23 protein-coding genes and 1 pseudogene are annotated in these 23301 nt (G+C 72.1%); 13 read left to right on the plus strand and 11 right to left on the minus strand.

Annotated features, from left to right (window positions below):
* Positions 1 to 40: 40 nt before the first annotated feature.
* Together AB4Z02_RS06180 and AB4Z02_RS06185 are read right to left on the minus strand one after the other, a co-directional pair.
* Positions 41 to 739 (minus strand): metal-dependent transcriptional regulator, encoded by a 699-nt coding sequence (locus tag AB4Z02_RS06180; protein WP_056881953.1) that lies wholly within the window; start codon positions 737 to 739, stop codon positions 41 to 43.
* Positions 740 to 764: 25 nt separating this feature from the next.
* Entirely contained in the window at positions 765 to 2057 is a 1293-nt protein-coding gene (locus AB4Z02_RS06185; protein WP_441970043.1) for an MFS transporter, read from the minus strand.
* On the opposite strand from AB4Z02_RS06185, the gene AB4Z02_RS06190 reads away from it, so the two are divergent.
* From AB4Z02_RS06190 to AB4Z02_RS06210, 5 genes and pseudogenes are all read left to right on the plus strand, one after another.
* Positions 2056 to 2796, plus strand: coding sequence for a hypothetical protein (locus AB4Z02_RS06190; protein WP_441970044.1), 741 nt, complete (start codon positions 2056 to 2058; stop codon positions 2794 to 2796). The two genes, AB4Z02_RS06185 and AB4Z02_RS06190, sit on opposite strands and share 2 nt — an antisense overlap.
* Complete coding sequence (locus AB4Z02_RS06195) at positions 2793 to 3623, plus strand: SDR family NAD(P)-dependent oxidoreductase (RefSeq protein ID WP_441970045.1); 831 nt, start codon at positions 2793 to 2795, stop codon at positions 3621 to 3623. The genes AB4Z02_RS06190 and AB4Z02_RS06195 overlap by 4 nt, the downstream gene beginning before the upstream one ends.
* A 102-nt stretch (positions 3624 to 3725) precedes the next feature.
* The gene (locus tag AB4Z02_RS06200; RefSeq protein ID WP_441970046.1) at positions 3726 to 4364 is read left to right on the plus strand and encodes a malonic semialdehyde reductase; all 639 of its coding nucleotides are present in this window, start codon (positions 3726 to 3728) and stop codon (positions 4362 to 4364) included.
* A gap of 356 nt (positions 4365 to 4720) precedes the next feature.
* Complete coding sequence (locus AB4Z02_RS06205) at positions 4721 to 5413, plus strand: DUF4232 domain-containing protein (protein WP_441970047.1); 693 nt, start codon at positions 4721 to 4723, stop codon at positions 5411 to 5413.
* Positions 5414 to 5600: 187 nt separating this feature from the next.
* Positions 5601 to 6365, plus strand: a pseudogene (locus AB4Z02_RS06210) (IS481 family transposase); the annotation flags it as partial.
* On the opposite strand, the gene eda reads toward AB4Z02_RS06210, so the two are convergent.
* From eda to pdxH, 3 genes are all read right to left on the minus strand, one after another.
* Entirely contained in the window at positions 6318 to 6938 is a 621-nt protein-coding gene (gene eda, locus AB4Z02_RS06215) for a bifunctional 4-hydroxy-2-oxoglutarate aldolase/2-dehydro-3-deoxy-phosphogluconate aldolase (RefSeq protein WP_441970048.1), read from the minus strand. The pseudogene AB4Z02_RS06210 and the gene eda overlap by 48 nt on opposite strands.
* Positions 6935 to 8815 (minus strand): phosphogluconate dehydratase, encoded by a 1881-nt coding sequence (edd, locus tag AB4Z02_RS06220; RefSeq protein ID WP_441970049.1) that lies wholly within the window; start codon positions 8813 to 8815, stop codon positions 6935 to 6937. The genes eda and edd overlap by 4 nt, the downstream gene beginning before the upstream one ends.
* Positions 8816 to 8992: 177 nt before the next feature.
* Positions 8993 to 9673 (minus strand): pyridoxamine 5'-phosphate oxidase, encoded by a 681-nt coding sequence (gene pdxH, locus AB4Z02_RS06225; protein WP_441970050.1) that lies wholly within the window; start codon positions 9671 to 9673, stop codon positions 8993 to 8995.
* Between the two features lie 47 nt (positions 9674 to 9720).
* Here pdxH and AB4Z02_RS06230 point away from each other — a divergent pair, with 47 nt between their 5' ends.
* Both AB4Z02_RS06230 and AB4Z02_RS06235 read left to right on the plus strand, forming a co-directional pair.
* On the plus strand, positions 9721 to 10116 hold the full coding sequence (locus tag AB4Z02_RS06230; RefSeq protein WP_056881960.1) for a hypothetical protein: 396 nt from the start codon (positions 9721 to 9723) through the stop codon (positions 10114 to 10116).
* 1 nt (position 10117) lies between these two features.
* Positions 10118 to 11023, plus strand: coding sequence for an oxygenase MpaB family protein (locus tag AB4Z02_RS06235; protein ID WP_082589872.1), 906 nt, complete (start codon positions 10118 to 10120; stop codon positions 11021 to 11023).
* Between the two features lie 6 nt (positions 11024 to 11029).
* On the opposite strand, the gene AB4Z02_RS06240 is transcribed toward AB4Z02_RS06235, so the two are convergent.
* A complete protein-coding gene (locus AB4Z02_RS06240) occupies positions 11030 to 12307 on the minus strand; it encodes an MFS transporter (RefSeq protein ID WP_235531279.1) in 1278 nt (425 codons plus the stop codon).
* 43 nt (positions 12308 to 12350) lie between these two features.
* Here AB4Z02_RS06240 and AB4Z02_RS06245 point away from each other — a divergent pair, with 43 nt between their 5' ends.
* Positions 12351 to 13217, plus strand: coding sequence for an NYN domain-containing protein (locus tag AB4Z02_RS06245; protein WP_056881962.1), 867 nt, complete (start codon positions 12351 to 12353; stop codon positions 13215 to 13217).
* Positions 13218 to 13223: 6 nt separating this feature from the next.
* Here the strand turns inward: AB4Z02_RS06245 and AB4Z02_RS06250 are convergent, their stop codons facing one another.
* Positions 13224 to 13805: a pentapeptide repeat-containing protein gene (locus AB4Z02_RS06250; protein ID WP_200949157.1), complete on the minus strand. Its 582-nt coding sequence runs from the start codon at positions 13803 to 13805 to the stop codon at positions 13224 to 13226.
* Positions 13806 to 13922: 117 nt separating this feature from the next.
* On the opposite strand from AB4Z02_RS06250, the gene AB4Z02_RS06255 reads away from it, so the two are divergent.
* From AB4Z02_RS06255 to AB4Z02_RS06270, 4 genes are all read left to right on the plus strand, one after another.
* Complete coding sequence (locus tag AB4Z02_RS06255; protein ID WP_441970051.1) at positions 13923 to 15020, plus strand: citrate synthase 2; 1098 nt, start codon at positions 13923 to 13925, stop codon at positions 15018 to 15020.
* Between the two features lie 193 nt (positions 15021 to 15213).
* A complete protein-coding gene (locus AB4Z02_RS06260; protein ID WP_056881964.1) occupies positions 15214 to 16206 on the plus strand; it encodes a type IV toxin-antitoxin system AbiEi family antitoxin domain-containing protein in 993 nt (330 codons plus the stop codon).
* A 243-nt stretch (positions 16207 to 16449) separates the two neighbouring features.
* Positions 16450 to 17571 carry a phosphoserine transaminase gene (serC, locus tag AB4Z02_RS06265; RefSeq protein WP_056881965.1) on the plus strand — a complete coding sequence of 374 codons (1122 nt, stop codon included), beginning with the start codon at positions 16450 to 16452 and terminating at the stop codon, positions 17569 to 17571.
* A gap of 103 nt (positions 17572 to 17674) precedes the next feature.
* The gene (locus tag AB4Z02_RS06270; protein WP_441970052.1) at positions 17675 to 18949 is read left to right on the plus strand and encodes a lytic transglycosylase domain-containing protein; all 1275 of its coding nucleotides are present in this window, start codon (positions 17675 to 17677) and stop codon (positions 18947 to 18949) included.
* A 55-nt stretch (positions 18950 to 19004) separates the two neighbouring features.
* On the opposite strand, the gene AB4Z02_RS06275 is transcribed toward AB4Z02_RS06270, so the two are convergent.
* From AB4Z02_RS06275 to AB4Z02_RS06290, 4 genes are all read right to left on the minus strand, one after another.
* Complete coding sequence (locus AB4Z02_RS06275) at positions 19005 to 19250, minus strand: hypothetical protein (protein ID WP_056881967.1); 246 nt, start codon at positions 19248 to 19250, stop codon at positions 19005 to 19007.
* 183 nt (positions 19251 to 19433) lie between these two features.
* The gene (locus AB4Z02_RS06280) at positions 19434 to 20729 is read right to left on the minus strand and encodes an MFS transporter (RefSeq protein WP_056881968.1); all 1296 of its coding nucleotides are present in this window, start codon (positions 20727 to 20729) and stop codon (positions 19434 to 19436) included.
* Positions 20726 to 21196: a MarR family winged helix-turn-helix transcriptional regulator gene (locus AB4Z02_RS06285; RefSeq protein WP_056881969.1), complete on the minus strand. Its 471-nt coding sequence runs from the start codon at positions 21194 to 21196 to the stop codon at positions 20726 to 20728. Before AB4Z02_RS06285 ends, AB4Z02_RS06280 begins: the two co-directional genes overlap by 4 nt.
* A gap of 145 nt (positions 21197 to 21341) precedes the next feature.
* A complete protein-coding gene (locus AB4Z02_RS06290; protein ID WP_082589874.1) occupies positions 21342 to 22865 on the minus strand; it encodes an NCS2 family permease in 1524 nt (507 codons plus the stop codon).
* A gap of 54 nt (positions 22866 to 22919) precedes the next feature.
* Here AB4Z02_RS06290 and AB4Z02_RS06295 point away from each other — a divergent pair, with 54 nt between their 5' ends.
* A complete protein-coding gene (locus AB4Z02_RS06295; RefSeq protein WP_441970053.1) occupies positions 22920 to 23234 on the plus strand; it encodes a DUF2530 domain-containing protein in 315 nt (104 codons plus the stop codon).
* Positions 23235 to 23301: the final 67 nt, after the last annotated feature.

Here is a 23301-nt window from a genome sequence, read left to right on the forward strand (position 1 = left end):
GGTTCGTGCTCAGCGACCGCCGCCGGCTACCACAGGTCGGTCAGACCAGCGCGCCGAAGACGTGCTGCGCGACGTCGTCCGGCAGCGACACCGCCGTGGACTCCGGCGCACCCTCGCGCAGGGCCACGACGCGACCGTCGGCCCGGTGCACCCGCACCCGCTCGCCCGGAAGGAGCCGCGCGACGGTGAGCAGGCTCAGCGCCTCGTGGTCGACCTGGACGGGCTCCCCGATGCGGCGCACGAGGACGGTCTCGGGCGCCTCCTTCGCGAGCTCGGTGAGGGTGTGGAGCCCGAACCGGAAGTCCTCGCTCGGCTCCTCCTCGCCCAGCTCGTCGAGGCCGGGGATGGGGTTGCCGTAGGGCGAGTCGTGGTGGTCACGCAGCAGGGCGAGGATCTTGCGCTCCACCCGCTCGGACATCACGTGCTCCCAGCGGCAGGCCTCGTCGTGGACGTACTCCCACTCCAGGCCGATGACGTCGACGAGCAGCCGCTCGGCCAGCCGGTGCTTGCGCATGACACGGGTCGCGAGGAGCCGGCCCTCGTCCGAGAGCTCGAGGTGACGGTCGCCGCCGAGGCTGAGCAGGCCGTCTCGCTCCATACGGGCGACGGTCTGCGACACGGTGGGGCCCGAGTGCCCGAGACGCTCGGCGATGCGGGCGCGGAGGGGGACGATGCCCTCCTCCTCGAGCTCGAAGATCGTCTTGAGGTACATCTCGGTGGTGTCGATCAGGTCCGTCACAGGGCCAAGCCTCTCATCCGGGACCTCACCCCGTGACCTCCCGACGCCGCAGCGGGTCGTAGCGCGGCACCCAGTAGCCGAGCCAGCCCGTGCCGACCAGCGCCAGGGCGCCGAGCCCCACACAGGCGACCGCAAGGCTCGACCAGGCGGTCACGGCGCTGATGAGCAGGGGCGCACCGCTGCCGCCGACCACCGAGACGAACCGCCAGCCGCCGAGGAACTGCGAGCGCCCGACGGGCGGGGCGTTGTCGGCCCCCAGCGTCATGACGATGCCGGAGCCCAGGCCGTTGCCGACCGCGGCGAGCGAGGAGGCCGCGAGCACCGCCCACGCGGTGGTGGTGAGCGGCAGGAGCAGGAGGCCGACCCCGAGCAGGACCACGCAGGGTACGGCGACCCACACCCGGCCGAACCGGTCCATGACCGACCCCGCCGGGTAGAACAGGAGCATCTCGACCCCGCCGGTGACGCCGAAGATCACCGCCGTCGCGCTCGCCGAAAGGCCGACGTGGGCCGCCCACAGCGGCACGAGGACCAGCCGGGAGGAGCGTGCGGCGCCGATGACCATGATCCCGAGGCCGAGGGTGAGGTAGGTGCGCCGGTGGTCCCAGATCACCCGCGCCGTCGACGACGAGGCCTGCGCGCGCTGCACCTCCTCGTGGGCGGCGGTGAGGTCGGGAGCGCGCCAGACGAGCACCGCGGCGCAGATCCCGGCTGCCGCCGCGACGCCGAACCCGGCCTGTGGCCCGAACGCGTGGATGAGCGGCGCCCCCACGAAGGGCCCGACGAACAGGCCGATGCGGTTGACCCCGCCCAGCGTCGACAGGGCACGGGCCCGGAGCGCAAAGGGCACGGCGTCGATGAGGTAGGCCTGCCGCGCCACGAGGAACATCGAGGAGGTGAACCCCATCGCGAACACCGCGACCATGAGCACGACGACCGAGGGGGCGAGCAGCGCCGCCAGCGACGCGACGGCGTCGACCCCGCTCGCCCAGAGCAGCGCGCGGCGCTCGCCGATCCGGTGGACCATCGCCCCCGCCGGCACGGCGAAGAACAGCTCGGCCACCAGGGTCAGGCCCGCGGTGAGCGCGGCCACGGACGGCGACGCCCCGAGGGCGAGGGCGCTCAGCGCCACCACGGGAAGCATCGCGCCGGCGCCGACCGCTGCGACCACGGTCGGTCCGTAGGCCGACACCGCGATGCTGCGCAGGCGGAAGTCGGTGTCCGGGCCGGACGTCGGGGCGGTCGGTTGAGGCATCGTCGTCCATTCTGTCCCCTCCGCCGCGAGGACCTCGGCGCGGACGGGTACGTTGCCCGTCATGGAGCTCGTCGTCCCTGCCCGGTTCTGCGGCCCGCCCGAGTCCGGCAACGGCGGCTGGACCAGCGGCCACCTCGCCCGCCAGGTGCGCACCACCCCGGAGCTGACGGCCGTGACCGTGCGGCTGCGGACGCCCCCACCGCTCGACCGGCCCATGACCGTGCGGGAGGTGCCGGGCGAGGGAGTGGTCGACGGCGCTGTCGAGCTCGTCGACGGCGACCACCTCGTCGCGCAGGCGTGGCCGGACCGCGGTCCGGGTCGCGACGCAGTACCCGGACCGGTCCCCTTCGAGGTGGCGGTGGCGGCCGGCGAGCGCTTCGAGGGGCTGGACGACCACCCGTTCCCCACCTGCTTCTCCTGCGGCACCGGCCGCGTGGCCGGCGACGGCCTGCGGCTGCGTCCCGGCCGGCTCGAGGAGGACGAGGCGTATGCCTGCGCGTGGGTGCCTGACGCCGGTGTGGACGTCGAGACGGTCTGGGCCGCCCTGGACTGCCCTGGGGGCTGGGCCTCCGGGATCGCCGGCCGGGCGATGGTCCTCGGCACCATGACCGCACAGGTCGACGACCTTCCCGTCGCCGGAGCGCCCCACGTCGTCATGGCGTGGCAGCGCGGGTCGGAGGGGCGCAAGCACCTGAGCGGCACGGCCCTGTATGCCGCCGACGGCCGCCTGCTCGCGCAGGCCGAGGCCACCTGGATCGCCGTCGACCCCACCACCGTCCGACCTGCAGGAGCGACCCGATGACCAACCCGACCTCCCCCGCCACTCCCGGGTCCGCTGCCCTTCCGGGGTCCGATTCCGCTACCGCGCGCACCTCCCCCGGCGCAGCCGGCCGCCCCCTGGCCGTCGTCACCGGCGCCAGCAGCGGGATCGGGGCAGCCACGGCCCGCCAGCTCGCCGCCGTGGGGTACGAGGTGGTCTGCGCCGCCCGCCGCTCCGACCGGGTCGAGGCGCTCGCCGCCGAGATCGGCGGACGAGCGGTCACCTGCGACGTCTCCGACGCCGCCGACGTCGCCCGCCTCGCCGACGTCGTCGGTGACCGGCTCGACGTGCTCGTCAACAACGCCGGCGGCGCCCTCGGGCTGGCCCCGGCCACGCAGACGGACGTCGCCGACTGGCGTGGCATGTTCGAGTCCAACGTCGTCGGCACGCTCCAGGTGACCCAGGCCCTGCTGCCCGCCCTCGTGGCCTCCGGCGCCGGCACCATCGTCAACGTCGGCTCGATCGCCGGCCGCACCGTGTACGAGGGCGGCTCCGGCTACACCGCGGCCAAGCACGCGGTCGCCGTGCTCACCGAGACCCTGCGGCTCGAGCTCGTCGACCAGCCCGTGCGGGTCACGGAGGTCGCGCCCGGGATGGTGCGCACCGAGGAGTTCTCGCTGACCCGGTTCGGCGGCGACCAGGAGCGGGCCGACAAGGTCTACGAGGGCGTCAAGGAGCCTTTGGTGGCCGAGGACGTCGCCGAGGCGGTCGTGTGGATGGTGCAGCGCCCGGCCCACGTCAACATCGACCTGCTCGTCATCAAGCCGCGCGCCCAGGCCGCTGCCCACAAGGTGCACCGCGAGTCCTGAGGTCGACCGGAGCGCAGCGTCGCCGCACCCTCCCGGGACGGGCCATGACCTGCGGTGACGTGGTTGGGGAATGCAACCATGAAGTTGACGGTTCAACTTCACATGACCCAGACGCATGACGACCTGACCGAGCTCGAGGCCCAGTTCTCCGACCACCTCGAGCTCTCTCCCGAGGCTGCAGACCTGCTCTTCCGCGAGGCCCGGACCGCGAACACCTTCGGCGACGAGCCTGTCACCGACGAGCAGGTGCGCGCGATCTACGAGCTGGTGAAGTGGGCCCCCACCTCCATGAACAACCAGCCGCTGCGCATCGTCCTGGTCCGCTCGCCCGAGGCCCGCGCCCGCCTCGTCGAGCACATGGGCGGCAACAACAAGCCCAAGACCTCGACGGCCCCGCTCGTGGCGATCCTCGCCGCCGACGACGACTTCCACGACGAGCTGCCCAAGGTCTTCCCGATCTTCCCCGGTGCCCGTGACGCGTTCGCCGACGACGAGATGCGCCGCACCTCGGCCACCATGAACGCCACCCTGCAGATGGCTTACTTCATCCTCGGCGTGCGCGCTGCCGGCCTGGCCGCGGGCCCGATGACCGGGTTCGACGCCGCCGCCGTCACCAAGGAGTTCTTCCCCGACGGCAAGCACCGCGCCCTGGCCGTGGTCAACATCGGTCGCCCCGGCGACGGCGCGTGGTTCGACCGCCTGCCGCGACTCGACTACGACGAGGTCGTGACCACCGTCTGACGACTGTCCTCACCCTCCGGGCCACGATCCGGACATGTCCGGTTATCCCGTTGCGCACGGCGCCCGCGCGACTTAGCGTCGGAGTACACGGAAGGGAGGTGGTCCAGGAATTGATTTCATATTGGACGCGTGAGGTGACTGCGCGCTAGGTGCGCAACGTCGACTGCTTCGACGGCGCGACCCGCGCAATCCCAGCAGTTCACCGCAGCCCGCGGGCCGTGCAGGTCGTCCCCTGCACATGCTGAGCCGCTCGATTCGGCGAGGCGAGGCCCGCGGGCTGTTCCATGCCCCGGCCGGCCAACCCCGAGGTCGTCCCGGTCGTCCCAAGGGTGACGGCAATCGACAGGAGGCACGTCATGGGAACCACGAGGCACTCCGCACGACGTCAGGTCTCGGGTCTAGCCCTCGTCGCGACGACGGGGCTGGCCCTGGCGGCCTGCGCCGGCAGCGGCGGCTCGGGCACGCCCGGCACGACGACCAGCAGCTCGGGATCGTCGTCGACCTCGACGACCTCGCCCTCGTCGTCGACCTCACCGAGCGCGGGGTCGTCCACCTCCGCGAGCAGCAGATCGTCGGGCACCAGTTCCGGCGGCACGTCCAGCTCGACCAGCGGCGGAGCCACGGCGGCGCACCGCTGCACCGCTTCCACAACCACGACCAAGGCCGTCACGCAGCCGGGCAGCGGCGCGGCGGGCAGCTTCGTCGTGGAGCTCGTCACGAGGAACACCGGGCGCAGCGCCTGCGACCTGCAGGGGTACCCCGGAGTCTCCCTCACGGCACCGGACACGGGGGCGCAGATCGGTGCCGCGGCCACCCGGGACCTCGGCCAGTCCCCGTCCCGCGTGCGGCTCGCGCCGGGCGCCTCCGCCACGGCGCTGCTACGGGTCGCCCAGGCGGCCAACTACGGACCTCGCTGCCACGGGGCCAGGGCTGCGGGCTTCCGCGTCTACCTGCCCGGGGAGACCGCCGCCCAGTTCGCGCCATTCGCCGTCGACGCGTGCAGCAACACGGCAACACCCCTGCTGTCCGTGCGCCCCTTCCACCGCTGACCGCTGCGGGGATTCCTCTGGTGCGGCGCGGGCGCCCTAGATGTACTTGGCCATGACGTTGGTGACGTGGTCTTGATGTGAGGAGGACCTCCGGGCTTAGTGGTGATGTTCGAAGTCGCCACGTCCCGGAGGTCCTCGTGTCCCACGCTAACGCTCGTTTGACCCCGCGTGGCCGGCTGCTGCTGGCCCGACACGTACTGCGCACGACCTGGAGGCCGCGGTGCTGCTGGCTCGCCGGCGGTTGCGTTGTGGACCGGCCGGGATCGCGGCTGCGACCGGGGTGCCGGCGCGGACCGTGTCCCGGATCCTGAGCCGCCATCAGGTCCCACCGCTGGCCGGGTGCGACCCGCTGACCGGAACCCCCATCCGGGCCAGCCGGGCCAGCGCCGTCCGGTACGAGAAGGACCACCCCGGCCAGCTGGTCCACGTCGACGTCAAGAAGCTGGGCCGCATCCCCGACGGGGGTGGGTGGCGTGCCCATGGCCGGTCCGAGAAGGTCCGCGGACGCGGGATCGGGTACGACTATGTGCACGTATGCGTCGACGACCACACCCGAGTCGGATACGTCGAGGTCCTACCCGATGAGAAAGGCGCCACCGCCGCCGCGTTCCTGGCCCGCGCCGCCGCCCACTTCGCCACCTTGGGCATCGACACCATCCATGCCGTCATGACCGACAACGCATTCGCCTACCGGCACTCCAACGACTTCAAGGCCGTCGTCGCCGCCCTGGGCGCCAAGCAGGTCTTCATCCGACCCCACTGCCCCTGGACCAACGGCAAAGCAGAACGGTTCAACCGCACCCTGCAAACCGAATGGGCCTACCGGCAGGTCTTCACCAGCAACACTGCCCGCCAGCAAGCCCTTGCCCCATGGCTGCAGTACTACAACCATGAACGACACCATTCAGCCCTCGGAGGCCACCCCCCGATCAGCCGCGTGACACCAACCTGATGGCTCGGTACAGCCGACGTTGGGCAGGGCCAGCCAGTCGGCCGCCGTCTCGCGCGTGATCCCGCCGGTGGGGCAGAACCGCAGCTGCGGGCACGGGCCGGAGACCGCCGACAGGTAGGGGCGCCCGCCGCTGGCCTCGGCGGGGAAGAACTTCATCGCCTCCAGCCCGGCCTCGGCCAGCGTCAGCATCTCGGTGAGCGTGCCCGCGCCGGCGAGCAGCGGCAGCCCGGATGCGAGCGCCGCCTCGAGCAGCCGCGGCGGCGACCCCGGCGTGACGATGAACTGGGCGCCGGCGTCCTGCACCTGCCGCACCTGCTCGGGCGTGACCACGGTGCCGGCGCCGACGACCATGCCCTCGACCTCGGAGGCCACGGCCTCGATGGCGCCGAGCCCTGCCGCGCTGCGCAGGGTCAGCTCGATGACGGGTATGCCGCCGGCGAGCAGGGCCCGCGCCAGCGGCACCGCCTGCTCGACGGAGTCGACGACCACGACGGGGACGACCGGGGCGAGGTCGAGCAGGTCGGCCTCGCTCGAGATCACGGGCTTGGCGACAGGGGCGGTCGCGGGGGTCATCGGGTCTCCTCGGCGGTGACGGCGGCGGTGGTGTGGTCGTACTGGCGCCCCAGGCCGGCGAAGACGTGGGCGCCCTCGTCGGCGCGGCCCACGGCGGCGCGCATCGGCGCGAACAGCTCACGCCCGGTACCCACGCACTCGTCGCTCACGCGCTGGGCGGGCAGCCGGGCGGCGAACTCGGCGTCGTCGACGAGGACGTCGAGCCGGCCGGTGCGGGCGTCGACGCGGATGACGTCGCCGTCGTGGATCTTCGAGATCGGGCCGGCGTGGACCGACTCGGGGGTCACGTGGATCGCGGCCGGGATGGCCCCGGACGCCCCGCTCATGCGGCCGTCGGTGACCAGGGCGACGGCGTGGCCGCGCTTCTGCAGGACGCCGAGGGAGGGCGTGAGCGCGTGGAGCTCGGGCATGCCGTTGGCGCTCGGTCCCTGCTCGCGGATGACGACGACGACGTCGCGGTCGAGCTCGCGGCGGGAGAACGCCTGGAGGAAACCAACCTGGTCGGTGAAGACGCGCGCGGGCGCCTCGACGACCTTGTGCTCGTCGGCGACGGCCGAGACCTTGATGACGGCGTGGCCGAGGGTGCCACGCAGGACCCGCAGGCCGCCGTCGGCGGCGAACGGGTCGGTCGCCGGACGAAGGACCGACGGGTCGAGCGACTCGGCCGGGGCCTCGACGAACTCGAGCCCCCCGTCGACCAGCTCGGGCTTGCGCGTGTAGAGGCGCAGGCCGGGCCCGGCGAGCGTGAGGACGTCCTCGTGCAGCAGCCCCGCGTCGAGCATGGTGCGCACGAGGAACGGTGTGCCACCGGCCTGGTGGAAGTGGTTCACGTCGGCGGTGCCGTTGGGGTAGATCCGCGCGACCGACGGGACGGCGGCCGACAGGTCGTCGAAGTCCTCCCACGTCAGGTCGATGCCCGCGGCGGCCGCCATCGAGATCAGGTGCATCGTGTGGTTGGTCGAGCCGCCGGTCGCGAGGAGGGCGACGACGCCGTTGACGACGCACTTCTCGTCGACGACCTGCCCGATGCCGTAGGGCTGCTCCGACGCGGCGATCTCGGCGACACGGCGGGTGGTCGCGTCGGTCAGGGCGTCGCGCACCGGGTCGTCGGGGTGCACGAAGGCGGCCCCGGGCAGGTGCAGGCCCATGACGTCCATGAGCATCTGGTTGGAGTTGGCGGTGCCGTAGAACGTGCACGTGCCGGGCGAGTGGTAGGACGCCACCTCGCTCGCAAGCAGCTCGTCGCGGCCGGCCTCACCGGCGGCGAACGCCTTGCGGGTCTCGGCCTTCTCGGCGTTGGAGCGACCGCTGGCCATGGGGCCGGCCGGCACGAGCGCCGTCGGCAGGTGCCCGAACGAGAGCGCACCCGCGACGAGGCCGGGGACGATCTTGTCGCAGACGCCGAGCATGAGGACGCCGTCGAACACGTCGTGCGACAGCGCGATCGCCGTCGACATCGCGATGACGTCGCGGCTGAACAGGCTGAGTTCCATACCCGCCCGCCCCTGGGTGATGCCGTCGCACATGGCTGGCACACCGCCGGCCACGCGCGCCACGGCGCCGACCTCGCGAGCCGTCTGCTTCATGGCCTGCGGGTAGTGCTCGAACGGCGCGTGCGCGGACAGCATGTCGTTGTAGGACGTGACGATCCCGAGGCTGACACCCGTGTCGGCGGCCATCGTGGTGCGGTCGCTGCCGCCGCAGGCCGCGACGGCGTGGGCGAGGTTGGAGCAGCCGAGGTCGGTGCGTGCCGGGCGCAGGCTGAGCTCCGAGGCGGCGTGCGACAGGCGCTGGAGGTATGCCGTGCGGCTGGCTCGGCTGCGCTCGGTCAGGCGTGCGGTGACCTCGGCGACGACGGGGTGCAGGGCGGGGGCCATGGGGCTCCTGGGGTTCGGCGGTCAGGTGATGGACCGCGCGAACGACGTCCTTGGCGTGCGCGTGTGATCTCCTTCACAAGTGTGGCGGCGCCTGCCGGCCCTCCACCACGGCGTTCCGCCATGCGGACGACGGGGTTCAGGGTCGTCTCAGCCCGTGGTTCGCCGTGCTCGTGCCCGTCAGGGCTGGCGGCGCGACAGGGTCCAGCTGGCTGCGTCGTCCAGCGTTCCCCTGCCGGTCCGGGTGAACACGAGCCGGTCGTGCAGGCGGTTGCGGCGCCCGCCCCAGAACTCGACCTCGTCGCAGGCCACCCGCCAGCCGCCCCAGAAGTCGGGGACGGGCACGTCGTCGGGGTGCCCGTGGTCGGGGTACTGCACGGCATACCGGTCGTAGGCGGCCTCGAGCTCAGCCCGTCCCTCGACGGGCTGGGACTGTTGCGACGCCCAGGCAGAGATGCGCGAGGCCCACGGGCGGGAGGAGAAGTAGCCCTGCACCTCCTCGCGGGTCAGGGCCTGCGCCTGCCCGCGGAAGCGGATGGCCCGGAACATCGACGGCCAGGTGAGGGCGGCGGCGATCCCACCGGTGGCCGCGATCTCCTGGCCCTTGGCGGAGGTGGTCGCGGTGACGAACCCCGGTCCGCGGTCGTCGAAGAAGCGCATGAGGACGGTGCGGACGTTGGGCATCCCGGCCGCGTCGACCGTGGCCACGGAGATGGCGGTGGGCTCGGGGACGTCACCCTGCGCCTCCTGGCGCGCGATGGCCTCCTCCACCCAGAGCCGCGCCTGCTGCCAAGGGGTCGGCGCCACCTGCTCCTCGGAGAGACCCTCGCCGGTGTAGTCCACGCGCCGCGCACTTGTCATGCCCCGAGATTAGGGTGAGGGAAAGACAGCAGCGACAGGAGTCACCCATGCCAGGCACCGGCAAGGCCGTCGGCAAGGTCGTCCGCTGGGGCGTGAAGTACGGCCCCCACGCCATCGTGCTCGCGCAGCAGGCCAGGGAGCCCGCCATGGCCGCGGCGCAGAAGGCGATCGACCGGCAGAAGGCCAAGCGGCGGGCCATCGAGCACGCCAGCACGGTGCGCGAGGGGTCGGTCCTGAAGACGTTCGACCCGCGGGCCGACCACGGCGAGGCCGTCTGGGTGGTGTTCGCCGGCGACGACCCGATCGCGACGCACCCGAGCACCGCCACCCCCATCCCCGAGCTCATCGCCAACAGCGACCTGTCGACGCGCGTGCGTCCCGCCGACCTGCCCTCCCCGGCCGAGCGCCTCAAGCAGATCCCGCGGCGACGCGGCGCGCACTGAGGTGTCCGTCCTCGACCCGGTGACCAACGGCGCCCGCCGCCAGCTCGCCCATGCCCTGCGCTCCAAGGTCGCCGGCGACGACGCCCGCACCAAGGCCGAGCGCATCTGGGGCGCGGAGGGCCCGCGCTGGTTCACCCCCGCCGACCCGATCTGGCGCGTCCACGCCGACGCCTCGATGTTCCCCGCCGGCATCAGGGCCCTGCTCCTGCAGTCGCTGCACCCGCTGGCGATGGCGGGGGTCGCGGGCCACTCCGGGTACAAGGGCGACCCGTGGGGACGGCTCCAGCGCACCAGCGAGTTCCTCGCGACGACCACCTTCGGCACCATCGAGGACGCCGAGGCCCTCATCGCACGCATCCGCGGCATCCACGAGCGCGTGCGCGGCAAGGCTCCCGACGGGCGCCCCTACGCCGCGAGCGACCCGCACCTGCTCAAGTGGGTGCACGTCACCGAGGCCGACAGCTTCCTCACCGCCTACCAGCGCTACGCCGTCGAGCCGCTGACCGACGCCGAGGCCGACCGGTACGTCGACCAGAGCTGCGTCGTCGCCCAGGCACTCGGTGTGGTCGACCCGCCGAGGACGGTCGCGGCGCTGCGCCAGGTCATCGAGGACTACCGCCCCGAGCTCGAGTCCACGCCCGCGGCACGGGAGGCGGCGCGCTTCCTGCTCGTGCACCCGCCCCTGCCCCTCGCGGCGCGGGCGGGGTACTCGGCCCTGGCCGCGGGCGCGGTGTCGATGCTCCCGTGGTGGGCCCGCCGCCCGCTCCGGCTCCCCTATCTCCCCGTCACCGAACGCGTGCTCGGCCGTCCCCTGGGTGGGGTCGCCACGGCGACGGTCCGGTGGGCCATGCACGACCCGGACGACGTTCGCCGCCGAGCGCTGGAGCAGCGCGACGCCGCGAGCTGAGCGCGGTTACGGCGTGGGGTGGCGGGCGTCGTAGCGCAGGAAGCCCGGTTGCACCCGCGCCAGGACACCGATCGCAACGACACAGGCGAGCCCGCCGATCACCGCGGTCCACGCCTCCCCCACCCCGGTCGACAGGAACCCGCCCGCGAGCTCCCCGAGCCGCGGGCCGCCGGCGACCACCACGATGAACACGCCCTGCAACCGGCCCCGCAGGTGGTCCGGCGTGGCTGACTGCAGGATCGTCGTCCGGAACACCGCACTGACGGAGTCGGAGCCGCCGGCGACGGCCATGGCGACCAGGCCCAGCCAGAGCGCCGTACCCCGGCTCACGACCCCACCGGCGGCGAGCATCGCGGCCCCGAACCCGGCGATCGCGAAGCCCCAGCCGACGACGGCGACGAGGATCGCCAGGCCCTGCCGGCGGACGTGGCCGAGCCGACCCGAGAAGAACATCGCCCCGATGCCACCGACCGCCGCCGCCGCCGACAGCGCTCCGACCGTCTTGGCTCCACCGCCGAAGATCACCGCGCCGGCAGCCGGGAACAGCACCCGCGGCTGGGCCAGCAGCATGGCGGCGATGTCGGCGACGAACGTCATGCGCACGTTGGGCCGGGTGCCGAGGAACGCGAACCCGTCGAGCACCGACCGCAGCCCGGGCCGGGTGGGTGCGGCGCCGTCGGCGGGCGGCTCGGGCGGCAGGGACGGGAGGGTGGCCAGGCCCCAGAGGGCAGCCGTGGTGATGACCGCGTCGGTCGTGTACGCCGCCTTGAACCCTCCCCAGTCGACGAGGACACCGGCCAGCAGCGGGCCCACCGTCATCGATGCGTTCATCGCGAAGACCGACAGGGCGTTGGCCGCGGGCAGCTGCTCGCGACGCAGGATGCGCGGGTAGATCGAGCTGCGCGCCGGGGACGCGACGGCGAACGCACCGTTCCACAGGGCGACCAGCAGGTAGAGGACCCAGACCTGCGTGTTGCCGAGCCACGCCTGCAGGGCGCACAGGATGCTCGTGGCGAACGCGACGCCCTGGGCCACCATCCCGACGACCCTGCGGTCGAAGTGGTCGACGAGGGTGCCGCCGTACAGGCCCATGACGACCAACGGCACGAGCGCGCAGAGCCCGACGATGCCGACCGCGGCGGTCGACCGGGTCAGGTCGTAGACCTGCAGGCCGATGGCGACCACCGCCAGCTGCGAACCGACGTTGGAGAGCGTGAACCCTGCATACAAACGCCGGTACGGCGCGTTCTCCCGCAGCGGGGCGAGGTCGAGCAGAAGCGGCACGACACGGACCCTACGTCGCGCTCCGTGCCGTAGCGTCGCCGCCATGGAAGCCCGTGCGCGCATCGCGCTGCTCATCGACGCGGACAACTCGTCGGCCAAGAAGCTCGACGTCATCCTCAGCGAGCTGTCCAAGTACGGCGAGACCAGCATCCGCCGCGCCTACGGCAACTGGACCAAGGCCAGCCTCCGGCCGTGGACCGAGGTCCTGCACCCCAACGCGATCCTGCCGATGCTGCAGTTCGACTACAGCCGCGGCAAGAACGCCAGCGACATGGCGATGGTCGTCGACGCGATGGCCCTGCTCTACACCGACCACCCCGACGCGTTCGGCATCGTGTCGTCCGACGCCGACTTCACGCCGCTCGTGATGCACCTGCGGGCCAAGGGCGCCCAGGTCTACGGCTTCGGCGACACCAAGACGCCCGAGGCGTTCCAGTCGGCCTGCACGAAGTTCCTGCTGCTCGACCAGATGACCGAGCAGGACGAGGACGGCTCGAACGGCGACGCGACCGAGCCGTCCCCCACGACCGGCAAGGGGAAGGCCAAGGCCGCCGTGGAGGCGCCGTTGAAGGGCGCTGCTCCCGCGGCCGGCAGGTCGACCGCCGCCTCGAGCAAGTCGTCCACGAAGAAGGCCGCCGCCGTCCCGGCCCGCAAGTCCATGGCCGAGCTGAAAGGAGACGCGAAGCTCGTGCGCCTGATGCGCAACGCGGTGGAGGCCGCGGCCGACGACGAGGGCTGGGCATCGGTCAGCACCGTCGGCAACCGCATCGCGAACCAGTCGTCGTTCGACTCCCGCAACCTGGGCTACGCCTCGCTGTCCAAGCTGCTCAAGGCCATCGACCTCTTCGAGTTCAGCGGAGAGGGCACCAGCAACTTCGCAGTACGCGACCGTCGGCGCGCCAAGGGGTAGGCGGTGTCAGTCGACCACGGTGAGGTCGAGCTCGGCGGCGAACACCTCGGCCAGGTCGATGAGCTGCAGGCGCGAGATCTTCGCCCCGGCCAGCCCGGAGACGCCGCGAGGAGCCGTCACCGCCGCCGTGCTGAGGTCGACGTCCTTGAGCTTGGCGCGCCCGAAGTCGGCCGTCAGCAGCCGGCCACCGTCGAACCGGACCCGCGTCAGCGTCGCCTCGGCGAAATCGGGCTCCACGAGCTGGCAGTCGACGAACTCGACGTCCGTCAGCCTGGCACCTCGCGCGTTGAGGAACTCGACCTTGCACCCCTCGAAGCGCACCCGGCGCAGCTCCGCGCCGTACAGCTGGACGGCGCCGAGCCGCGCCCCCCGGACGGTGCAGTCCTGCCAGGCCGTCTCGGCGAGGTCGACGCCTGCCCCGTGCACGCCCTCGAGGACGCAGTCGCTCCACCGCGCCCGCGGCGCGGTGAGGCCGGTCAGCGCGCAGCCCTCGAAGGTGCACTCGAGGAACCGCGCGTTCGCCGCCCTGGCCTCGGAGAGGTCGCCGTCGAAGGTGTCGCCGTCGTAGTCGCCGTCCGGAGTGAGCATGACGACATGGTGGCCCATGGGGCCGACGGTGCAGAATGACCGCACCGGGCCGGTGCGCGACACTCAGGCACACCGCCCGCACCCCTCGCCGACGACGCCGACCAGATAGGGGACCCCGTGTCCGACAGTGACTTCAAGCCCGGGCTCGAGGGCGTCATCGCCTTCGAGTCGCAGATCGCCGAACCGGACAAGGAGGGCGGCTCGCTGCGCTATCGCGGCGTCGACATCGAGGACCTCGTCGGGCGCATGTCGTTCGGCCGCGTCTGGGGCCTGCTCGTCGACAACGCGTTCGACCCCGGTCTGCCGCCCGCCGAGCCGTTCCCGCTTCCCGTGCACTCGGGTGACGTGCGCGTCGACGTGCAGTCGGCCCTGGCCCAGCTCGCGCCGCTCTGGGGGTTCAAGCCGCTGCTCGACATCGAGCCCGAGGAGGCCCGCGACAACCTGGCCCGCGCCTCGGTCATGGCGCTGTCGTTCGTCGCGCAGTCCGCCCGCGGCCAAGGCCGGCCGATGGTCCCGCAGCGTGAGGTCGACAAGGGCCACACCATCACCGAGCGGTTCATGATCCGCTGGCGCGGCGAGCCCGACCCGGCCCACGTCGAGGCCGTCGACGCCTACTGGGTGTCCGCAGCCGAGCACGGCATGAACGCCTCCACCTTCACCGCCCGCGTCATCGCCTCCACCGGCGCCGACGTCGCCGCCTGCCTGTCCGGGGCGGTCGGCGCCATGTCCGGGCCGCTGCACGGAGGCGCCCCCTCGCGGGTGCTGCACATGATCGAGGCCGTCGAGGAGTCCGGCGACGCCCGCGCCTACGTCAAGGGAGTCCTCGACCGCGGCGAGCGCCTGATGGGCTTCGGCCACCGCGTGTACCGCGCCGAGGACCCCCGCGCCCGCGTGCTCCGCGCCACCTGCCAGCGGCTCAACGCCCCCCGCTACGAGGTCGCCGCGGCCCTCGAGCAGGCGGCCCTCACCGAGCTGCGCGAACGCCGACCCGACCGGGTCCTCGAGACCAACGTGGAGTTCTGGGCCGCGGTGGTCCTCGACTTCGCCCAGGTCCCGGCCTCGATGTTCACGCCGATGTTCAGCTGCGCCCGCTCAGCCGGCTGGTCGGCCCACATCCTCGAGCAGAAGCTCACCGGCCGCCTCATCCGCCCCAGCTCCCGCTACATCGGCGAGGCTCCCCGCGGCGTCGAGGCAATCACCGGCTACCGCGACTGACCCACGCCCCGGCACCAACTGGGCGCCCGTTCACGGCAGCAACCTCTGCTAGCAGGGGTTGCTGCCGTGAGCTCAGGTTGCTGCATACCCGCGCGGCAGCAACCTGTCCTGAGTCACTGGCGAGGGCGCGAGGCAGCTCGAGTTGTCCACAGGGCTCCAGCGCCGGACCCGCTGACTGCGGCAGGCTGCCGCGATGGAGCTGTACCAGCTGGCGCGCGACGACGTCGTCTCAGCGTCGGATGCCGCCCTGGTGGGGATCGGCCCGTCCGAGCTGCGCCGCCTGCGTAGGACCGGTCAGGTCCGCCGCCTCATCCGGGGCTGGTATGCCGTGCGCTCACCGACCTCGGACCACCCTCCGTGGGAGGGCAGGGACCGGTTCGACACCGAACGGCGGCAGCACCGCCTGCTGGCCATCGCCCTGTTGCGCTCCTTCGAAGGGCGAGTGGTGGCCAGTCACCAATCGGCCTTGGTGCTTCACGACCTACCCGTCTGGAAGTCGGACCTGCGCACCGCCCACCTCTCCCGGGCAGCAGATGACCACACCCGACAGCGGCCCTCGGCCGTCCTCCACCCTGCCTGCGGTGCAGCACCAGTTCACGCGTCTGGCGGCCACCCCACCGTCCCGGTGGCGCACGCAGTCCTCCAGGTGGGGATGGTGCCGACGGGGCCGGGACGGCGGCCCTTCCCGCTGGAGAGCCTCGTCGCCGCGGACGCTGCCCTCCATCAGCGGCTCATCTCCACGGCCGAGCTGGACGAGACGCTCGGGTCCTATGCCGGCCATCCAGGGATCACCGGAGTGCGCGCACTCCTCCAGCATGCGGACGGACGGCACGAGTCCGTGGGTGAGACCCGGTTGGCTCATGCGCTGCGGCTGCTGGGCTACCGGTTCACGCCGCAGGTGGAGGTTGAAGCAGAAGGAAGGCGGTGGCGTACCGACTTCGAGCTCGACGACGAACCGGTGGTGATCGAGTTCGACGGGCTGGCGAAGTACTCCGGCGACGTCGTCCACCCGACCGCAGAGCAGCTGCGCAGGGCGCTCGCGGTCGAGAAGTGGCGCGAGGACCGGCTGAGGGACACCGGTCGCGAGGTCGTCCGGTTCGGCTGGGGGGAGCTGGATGACCTCCGGCTCATCCGATCTCGGGTCGACGCCGCGGTTCAGCGGTCGCGAAGGCGCGTTCGGGCGTAGACCCGGCCTTGGTGCCACCCAGCAGAGCCTCCTGCCCGGGACCCAGGTTCCTGGCTGCCCGGGTGGCAGCAACCTCTGCTAGCAGAGGTTGCTGCTCATCGCGGGGCGCGGTTGGGGGCGGGACGCGGTTCGTGGGAAGGGCGCGGGTTCGGCCGGCGACACGGGGGAGCCGGGGCCGGGCCGGACGGTCCGGGTGGTGGACCTGACGTCCCACGCCTCGGGACGTGGTGTCAGACTGTCGGCGTGACCCAGACTGCCGCCCAGACGATTCCCGCCGACCTGCTCCCCAAGGACGGGCGCTTCGGCTCCGGTCCCTCGAAGGTGCGCCCCGAGCAGGTGGAGTACCTCGCGAGCCTCGGCACCACCCTGCTCGGCACCTCCCACCGCCAGGCCCCGGTGAAGAACCTGGTCGGCGCGGTCCGTGAGGGCCTGTCGGAGCTGTTCAGCCTCCCCGAGGGCTACGAGGTCATCCTCGGCAACGGCGGGTCGACCGCGTTCTGGGACATCGCCGCCTTCGGCCTGGTCCGTGAGCGGGCGCAGCACCTCGCGTTCGGCGAGTTCTCGTCCAAGTTCGCCAGCGTCACCAACAACGCACCCTTCCTCGGCGAGTCGACCGTCATCAAGGCCGGGCCCGGCACCCTCGCCAGCCCCGTCGCCGAGCCGGGCGTCGACGTCTACGCGTGGCCGCACAACGAGACCTCCACCGGCGTGATGGCTCCGGTCAAACGGGTCGAGGGCGCCGACGAGGACGCCTTGGTGCTCATCGACGCCACCTCGGGCGCGGGCGGCCTGCCGGTCGACGTCGCCGAGACCGACGTCTACTACTTCGGCCCGCAGAAGTGCTTCGCCTCCGACGGCGGCCTGTGGCTGGCTGCGTTCTCGCCGGCCGCCCTGGCCCGCGTCGAGGAGATCGCCGCGACCGGCCGCTGGGTCCCCGACTTCTTCAGCCTGCCGACCGCGATCGACAACTCGCGCAAGAACCAGACCTACAACACCCCGGCCCTGGCGACCCTCGCGCTGCTGCACTCGCAGATCGACTGGATCAACGGCAACGGCGGCCTCGACTGGGCCGTCGCCCGCACCGCCGACTCCAGCGGCCGCCTCTACGACTGGGCCGAGCGCACGAGCTACACCACGCCGTACGTCGCCGACCCGGCCGCACGCTCGCAGGTGGTGGCGACCATCGACTTCGACGACGCAGTCGACGCCTCTGCCATCGCCAAGACGCTGCGCGCGCACGGCGTCGTCGACGTCGAGCCCTACCGCAAGCTGGGCCGCAACCAGCTGCGCGTCGCGACGTTCCCGGCGACCGAGCCGGACGACGTCTCTGCCCTGATTGCGTGCATTGAGCACGTCGTGGGGTAGTTCGCGCGCGGTGATCTCTCACCCCGCGTAACCTCGGCCTCCACCACTCGTTGTCCCGGGTGACCACCCTGCGGTGGGGCGACGAAGCCGAGGAGCCGAAGACATGACCCGCGTGACGCGACTGCACTGGCGCAGAGCCGCCGCCGCCCTGCCTGCCGTGGCCCTCATCGGCTCCGGTATCGCGCTCGCGTCCACCGGGGGAACGCCCAGCACCGACGTGGTCGCCGACTCCAGCCCGCTCATCACCGTGCCCAAGCTCCCGGTCACGCAGCCGGAGGCCCCTTCGCTGCCGTCCCTCCCGGAGCTCCCGGCCCCGGCTGAGGCCTCGCCCACCCCGGTGCTCGAAGCGGCCGGGCTGCCCGCTGCCTCCTCCGCCGGCAGCCCCAACGGCATCCCGGCAGCGGCGCTCGCTGCCTACCGGCGGGGAGCCCAGCTGGTCGACACGGCCGACGCCGAGTGCAACATCGACTGGGCCCTCGTCGCAGCCATCGGCAAGGTGGAGTCCGACCACGGCCGCTACGGCGGCAACGGCATCGACGCCAGCACCGGCGCGGTGCGCCCCGGCATCTTCGGCATCCCGCTCAACGGCACCAACGACACCGCGGCGATCCGCGACACCGACCGCGGCGTCTTCGACCGCGACACCACGTGGGACCGTGCGGTCGGCCCGATGCAGTTCATTCCCGGGACCTGGCGCTCGGTCGGGGTCGACGCCAACGGTGACGGCCAGAAGGACCCCCAGAACATCACCGACGCCGCGACCGCGACCGCCGTGTACCTCTGCTCCGGCCCCGGTGACCTCGGCACCGAGACGGGCGCCCGGTCGGCCGTCCTGCGCTACAACCAGAGCGACGCGTATGCCGACCAGGTCCTCGCGATCGCGCGCGCCTACCGCGGCGGGTTCACGGTCGTCCCGGACTTCGCGCTCACCGACGGCCAGCGCACCGGCGCGCCCTTCCTCCCCTCGAACGTGGCCCGGCCGGCCGGCGCCCAGGCGGCTGCCTCGAGCAAGCCGTCCAGCAAGCCCGCAGCGGCCAAGCCGTCCGCCAAGCCCTCCGCCAGCGGCGGGAAGGGAGGTCCCGGTGGCAGTGGGGTGGGTGGCTCGGGTGGCACGTCGGGCGGGGGCTCGACGCCGGCACCGTCCACCACCGCGAGCGGCGGGGTCGTCGGCACCGTCACCGACGTCGTGGGTGGCGTCGTCGGTGGGCTGACCGGGCAGACGCCTACGCCGAAGCCCTCCACCACGACTCCTACGCCCACCACGACGACCACGCCCGCACTACCGCTCACGGTGCCGCTCCTGGGCAACGGGACGTGCCCGGACGGTTACGAGGTCGTGCTGCAGCTCGGCATCCCGGTCCTCTGCACCCGTTCCTGACCGGCCGACGTTGACGTGTCGCCGTTGAACCTTTCGCCATTGACCGGCTGACGGCTCAGGTCGGCGGCCGGGGCACGGGTCTGCCCACACCCCGGCGGTCGGCAGCGGCCAGGCTGCCCGGGCCCACCTCGGAGTCCTCGAGCTCCGCGCCCGAGTCGTCGAGCACGGCGACATGGCCACCCCCGCAGTCGGACAGGTGCAGGCTCGCCCAGCGACGGGCACCCTCCAACGTGGCGAACCGGCGCACGACGCCGGGTCCCGAGACCTGCCAGGCCCCGGGTCCGAGCGGCCGGATCCTCATGCAGGCCGGCGACGGTTCGCCTCCCACCCGCACAGGATCCCGCGGTGCCGGGCCAGCCGCCTCAACCAGATGGCGGATGCGGCCCGGCTGCGAGCGCCCGTCAGCGCACGAGGCTGGCGACCACCGCAACCGCCACGACGATCACGAGGACCGCGATGGTGACCCGGCGGCGGAAGACCGGCGTCACCGTACGGCCTCGGGCATCGGCTCGGACACGGGAGCGGGCACGGTGCGGATGCGCAGGCGCGGGCGGCGCTGGGACTCGTACGTCACCTGCACATTCTCGTGCCTCACGAGCCACCCCGACACCGCCACGGTGACCAGCCCGACGGCGATGGTGCCGATGCCGATCGTCCAGCGGGGTCCCCAGACGTCGCCGATCCAGCCGATGACCGGGGCACCGAGCGGCGTGCCGCCCATGAAGATCGCCATGTAGAGGGCCATCACCCGGCCGCGCATGGCCGAGTCGACGCTGAGCTGGACCATGGCGTTGGCGGTGGTCAACGCGGTCAGGGCCGACAGCCCGACCGGCACGAGCGCCAGGGCGAACAGGGCGTAGGTCGGTGCGAGTGCGGCGAGGCCGCTGGAGATGGTGAACCCGGCGAACGCCACGAGCAGGATGCGCAGGCGCGGACGGGCACGGCGGGCCGACAACAGGGCCGCCGTGAGCGAGCCGATGGCCATGATCGACCCCAGCAGGCCGTACTCCTCGGGCCCCTTGCCGAACTCGCGCGTGGCCATCAGGGCCGTGGTGATCTGGAAGTTCATCCCGAAGGTGCCGAGCACGAACACCAAGGCCATCACCAGCATGATGTCGGGGCGGCTGCGGACGTAGGTGACGCCCTCCCGGATGGCCCCCTTGCGGCGGTTGAGCATCGGGGCGGGCCGCAGCTCTGTACGCACCATCGACGCGAGGGCGATGAGCACCGCCACGAAGGTCAGGGTGTTGAGCATGAGGGTCCAGCCCGTGCCGAAGGCTGCGATGGTGAGGCCGGCGGCGCCAGGGCCGATGAGACGGCCGGCGTTGAACGAGGCGCTGTTGAGCGAGACGGCGTTGGCGAGCCGGTCGCGCGGGACCATCTCGGAGACGAACGTCTGGCGCGCCGGGTTGTCGACCGCGGTCGCGACACCCGTGAACAGGGCGATGGCGTAGACCATCCACAGCTGGGCGGTGCCGGTGAGGACGAGCACGCCGAGCACGAGGGCCGACATCGCCAGCGCCGACTGGGTGATCGCGAGGATGACCCGCTTGGGGTAGCGGTCGGCGATCATCCCGGCCCACGGGGCCAGGAGGAGGAACGGCAGGAACTGCAGTCCCGTCACGATGCCGAGGGCGGTCGAGGAGTGGTTGGTCAGCTCGGTGAGCACCAGCCAGTCCTGGGCGACGCGGCCCATCCAGGTGCCGACGTTGGAGATGAACGCGCCGGTGGCGTAGATCCGGTAGTTGCGGACGCTGAGGGAGGAGAAGGTGGGGCTCACTCGTTCGCCACCCTGGTCAGGATGACGGCGGCCTGCTGCAGGATGTCCTGCTCGGCGGGCGTCAGGTGACCGACGCGGACGGACATCCAGGCGTCGCGCTTGCGGCGGATGTCCTTGAGCAGCGTGGTCGCCGCCGGCGTGAGCGACAGGATCACCTGTCGCCGGTCGGAGGGGTCGTCGGTGCGCTCGACGAGTCCGAGCTCGACGAGGCGGGCGACGGTACGGGTCATGCTCGGGGCGCTCACCCGCTCGATCTCGGCCAGCTCACCGGGCGTGCAGGGCGTGTGCTCGAGACGGTTCAGGACCGAGAACTGGTGCGGCGCAACCGCGTCCGTGCTCTCGAACCGAACCCGCCGGGAGATGCGCATGCACGCCAGGCGGAGCTCGCCGGCGAGACGCGACACGGCCGCGGGGGTGAGACCGGCCTCAGCGGTGCGGCGCGGGGCGCGCGCAGGCGGTGGGGTCATGGCGTCTCCTAGGTCAGGTACTTAGCATAACTCATTACCTGTGCTAAGTATTTCCCCGCGGGTCACAGGCCCCTCGGACGACGTATGCCGCGTGGCCCCCGGACGGGGCCACGCGGCATACGGACGCGCTGGTGGTGCTGCGGGATCAGGCGCCGAAGAGCTCCTTGATGGGAGTGATGGCGAAGTACAGGACGAACAGCGCGGACACGGTCCACAGCAGCGGGTGGATCTGGCTGCTCTTGCCACGGACCGCCTTGATGACGGTGTAGACGACGAAGCCCGCACCGATGCCGGCCGTGATCGAGTAGGTGAACGGCATGAGCACGATGGTGAGGAACGCCGGGATCGCGATCTCCAGGTCCTCCCAGTCGATGCCGCGCACCTGCTGCATCATCAGGAAGCCCACGACGACCAGCGCCGGGGTGGCTGCCTCGTAGGGCACCACCTTGACCAGCGGGGCCAGGAACGTCGCGAAGAGGAACATCACGCCCGTGACGACGGAGGCCAGACCCGTGCGCGCGCCCTCGCCGACACCGGCCGCGGACTCGATGTAGGAGGTGTTGGACGACACCGACCCGGCGCCACCGGCGATGGCCGCGACCGAGTCGACGAGCAGGATCTTGTCGGAGTTCGGGGGGTTGCCGTTCTTGTCGAGCAGCCCGCCCTCGGCGCCGACGGCGACCATCGTGCCCATGGTGTCGAAGAAGTCGGCCAGCAGCAGGGTGAAGACGAGCAGCACCGCGGAGACGACGCCGATCTTGGTGAACGAGCCCAGCAGGTTGAAGTGGCCGAGGAGGGAGAAGTCGGGGACGTCGACGATCTGCTTGGGCAGCGTCGGGACGTTGAGTCCCCAGCCCGCGGCGTTGACGAACTTGCCGGTGGCGTCGACCTGCGGGCCGACGTCGGCGATCGCCTCGACGATGATCGCGAGGACCGTGCCGCCGAGGATGCCGTAGAGGATCGCGCCCTTCACGTGCAGCACCAGCATGATGATGATGGCGAGGACACCGACGACGAAGACGAAGGTGGGCCAGCCGTTGAGGGCGCCGCCGATGCCGAGCTCGACCGGGACGGGACCGGTGCCGGTGCGGCGGACGAAGCCGGCGTCGACCAGGCCGATGATGGTGATGAACAGGCCGATGCCGACCGAGATCGCGGTCTTGAGCTCGGCCGGGATGGCGCGGAACACCGCCTGCCTGAACCCGGTGAGCACCAGCACGAGGATGATCACGCCCTCGATGACGATGAGGCCCATGGCGTCCGCCCACGTCATGTCGGGCAGCTTGGCGATGCCGAACGTGACGAACGCGTTGAGCCCCAGTCCTGTCGCGAGCGCCAGCGGGTAGTTGGCGACGACGCCCATGAGGATCGTCATCACACCGGCGACGAGCGCCGTGCCCGCAGCCACGAGGGTCTGCGCCTTGACGATGTCGCCGCCGCCGAGGAAGTGGCCCGAGCCGTCCTGCTGCGTGCCGATGATCAACGGGTTGAGGACGACGATGTAGGCCATCGTGAAGAACGTGACGAGGCCACCGCGGATCTCCCGCCCCGTCGTCGAACCGCGTTCGCTGATGCGGAAGAACCCGTCGAGACCGCCGGCTCGAGGTGCCGGTGCCGGGGTGTGAGCCTTGGGTGATGGCCGGGGGGACGTGGGTGAGGGCTTCGCCATGGGCAGCAGAGTAGGGCCTGCGTGTTGCCCGGGTGTGAAAGATAGGCTGCCCCGGTGATCGAGTCGTCGAGCGAGCTGTCGGGCGGGTCGTCGAGCGAGCTGGCCGGCCGGTCGTCGGGCGAGCCGTCGGCCGAGTCGTCGGCCGAGTCTTCGGGCGAGCTGCAGCCGCTGGCCGTGAGCAGCGCGACGGTGACCCTCTGGGGTCTCGCCTGCTGGGTGGTCGCCCTCGTCGCGACCCTGGTCGTGCCGTCGCTGCACGAGGGCGAGCGGCACTGGTGGCCCTGGACCTGCGTGGCCGCCATCGTCATCGGCTCGCTGGGCTACACCTACGTACGCCGCGGCCGCGGCAACGCCGCCAGCGCCACCTGACCACACCCCGTACCCCGCGCCGGCGGCCGCCGTCCGCACGCCCGCCGCCGTCCGCGCGCCCTACCCG

This window comes from Pedococcus sp. 2YAF34 (assembly GCF_052114585.1).
Lineage (GTDB): Bacteria > Actinomycetota > Actinomycetes > Actinomycetales > Dermatophilaceae > Pedococcus.

Excerpts from the sequence above, each read along its gene's own strand:
- AB4Z02_RS06190 (WP_441970044.1), top strand. The coding sequence starts at position 2,056 with ATGGAGCTCGTCGTCCCTGCCCGGTTCTGCGGCCCGCCCGAGTCCGGC.
- AB4Z02_RS06185 (WP_441970043.1), bottom strand. The coding sequence starts at position 2,057 with ATGACGGGCAACGTACCCGTCCGCGCCGAGGTCCTCGCGGCGGAGGGG.
- AB4Z02_RS06195 (WP_441970045.1), top strand. The coding sequence starts at position 2,793 with ATGACCAACCCGACCTCCCCCGCCACTCCCGGGTCCGCTGCCCTTCCG.
- AB4Z02_RS06200 (WP_441970046.1), top strand. The coding sequence starts at position 3,726 with ATGACCCAGACGCATGACGACCTGACCGAGCTCGAGGCCCAGTTCTCC.
- AB4Z02_RS06205 (WP_441970047.1), top strand. The coding sequence starts at position 4,721 with ATGGGAACCACGAGGCACTCCGCACGACGTCAGGTCTCGGGTCTAGCC.
- eda (WP_441970048.1), bottom strand. The coding sequence starts at position 6,938 with ATGACCCCCGCGACCGCCCCTGTCGCCAAGCCCGTGATCTCGAGCGAG.
- edd (WP_441970049.1), bottom strand. The coding sequence starts at position 8,815 with ATGGCCCCCGCCCTGCACCCCGTCGTCGCCGAGGTCACCGCACGCCTG.
- pdxH (WP_441970050.1), bottom strand. The coding sequence starts at position 9,673 with ATGACAAGTGCGCGGCGCGTGGACTACACCGGCGAGGGTCTCTCCGAG.
- AB4Z02_RS06230 (WP_056881960.1), top strand. The coding sequence starts at position 9,721 with ATGCCAGGCACCGGCAAGGCCGTCGGCAAGGTCGTCCGCTGGGGCGTG.
- AB4Z02_RS06245 (WP_056881962.1), top strand. The coding sequence starts at position 12,351 with ATGGAAGCCCGTGCGCGCATCGCGCTGCTCATCGACGCGGACAACTCG.
- AB4Z02_RS06250 (WP_200949157.1), bottom strand. The coding sequence starts at position 13,805 with ATGCTCACTCCGGACGGCGACTACGACGGCGACACCTTCGACGGCGAC.
- AB4Z02_RS06260 (WP_056881964.1), top strand. The coding sequence starts at position 15,214 with ATGGAGCTGTACCAGCTGGCGCGCGACGACGTCGTCTCAGCGTCGGAT.
- AB4Z02_RS06270 (WP_441970052.1), top strand. The coding sequence starts at position 17,675 with ATGACCCGCGTGACGCGACTGCACTGGCGCAGAGCCGCCGCCGCCCTG.
- AB4Z02_RS06275 (WP_056881967.1), bottom strand. The coding sequence starts at position 19,250 with ATGAGGATCCGGCCGCTCGGACCCGGGGCCTGGCAGGTCTCGGGACCC.
- AB4Z02_RS06285 (WP_056881969.1), bottom strand. The coding sequence starts at position 21,196 with ATGACCCCACCGCCTGCGCGCGCCCCGCGCCGCACCGCTGAGGCCGGT.
- AB4Z02_RS06290 (WP_082589874.1), bottom strand. The coding sequence starts at position 22,865 with ATGGCGAAGCCCTCACCCACGTCCCCCCGGCCATCACCCAAGGCTCAC.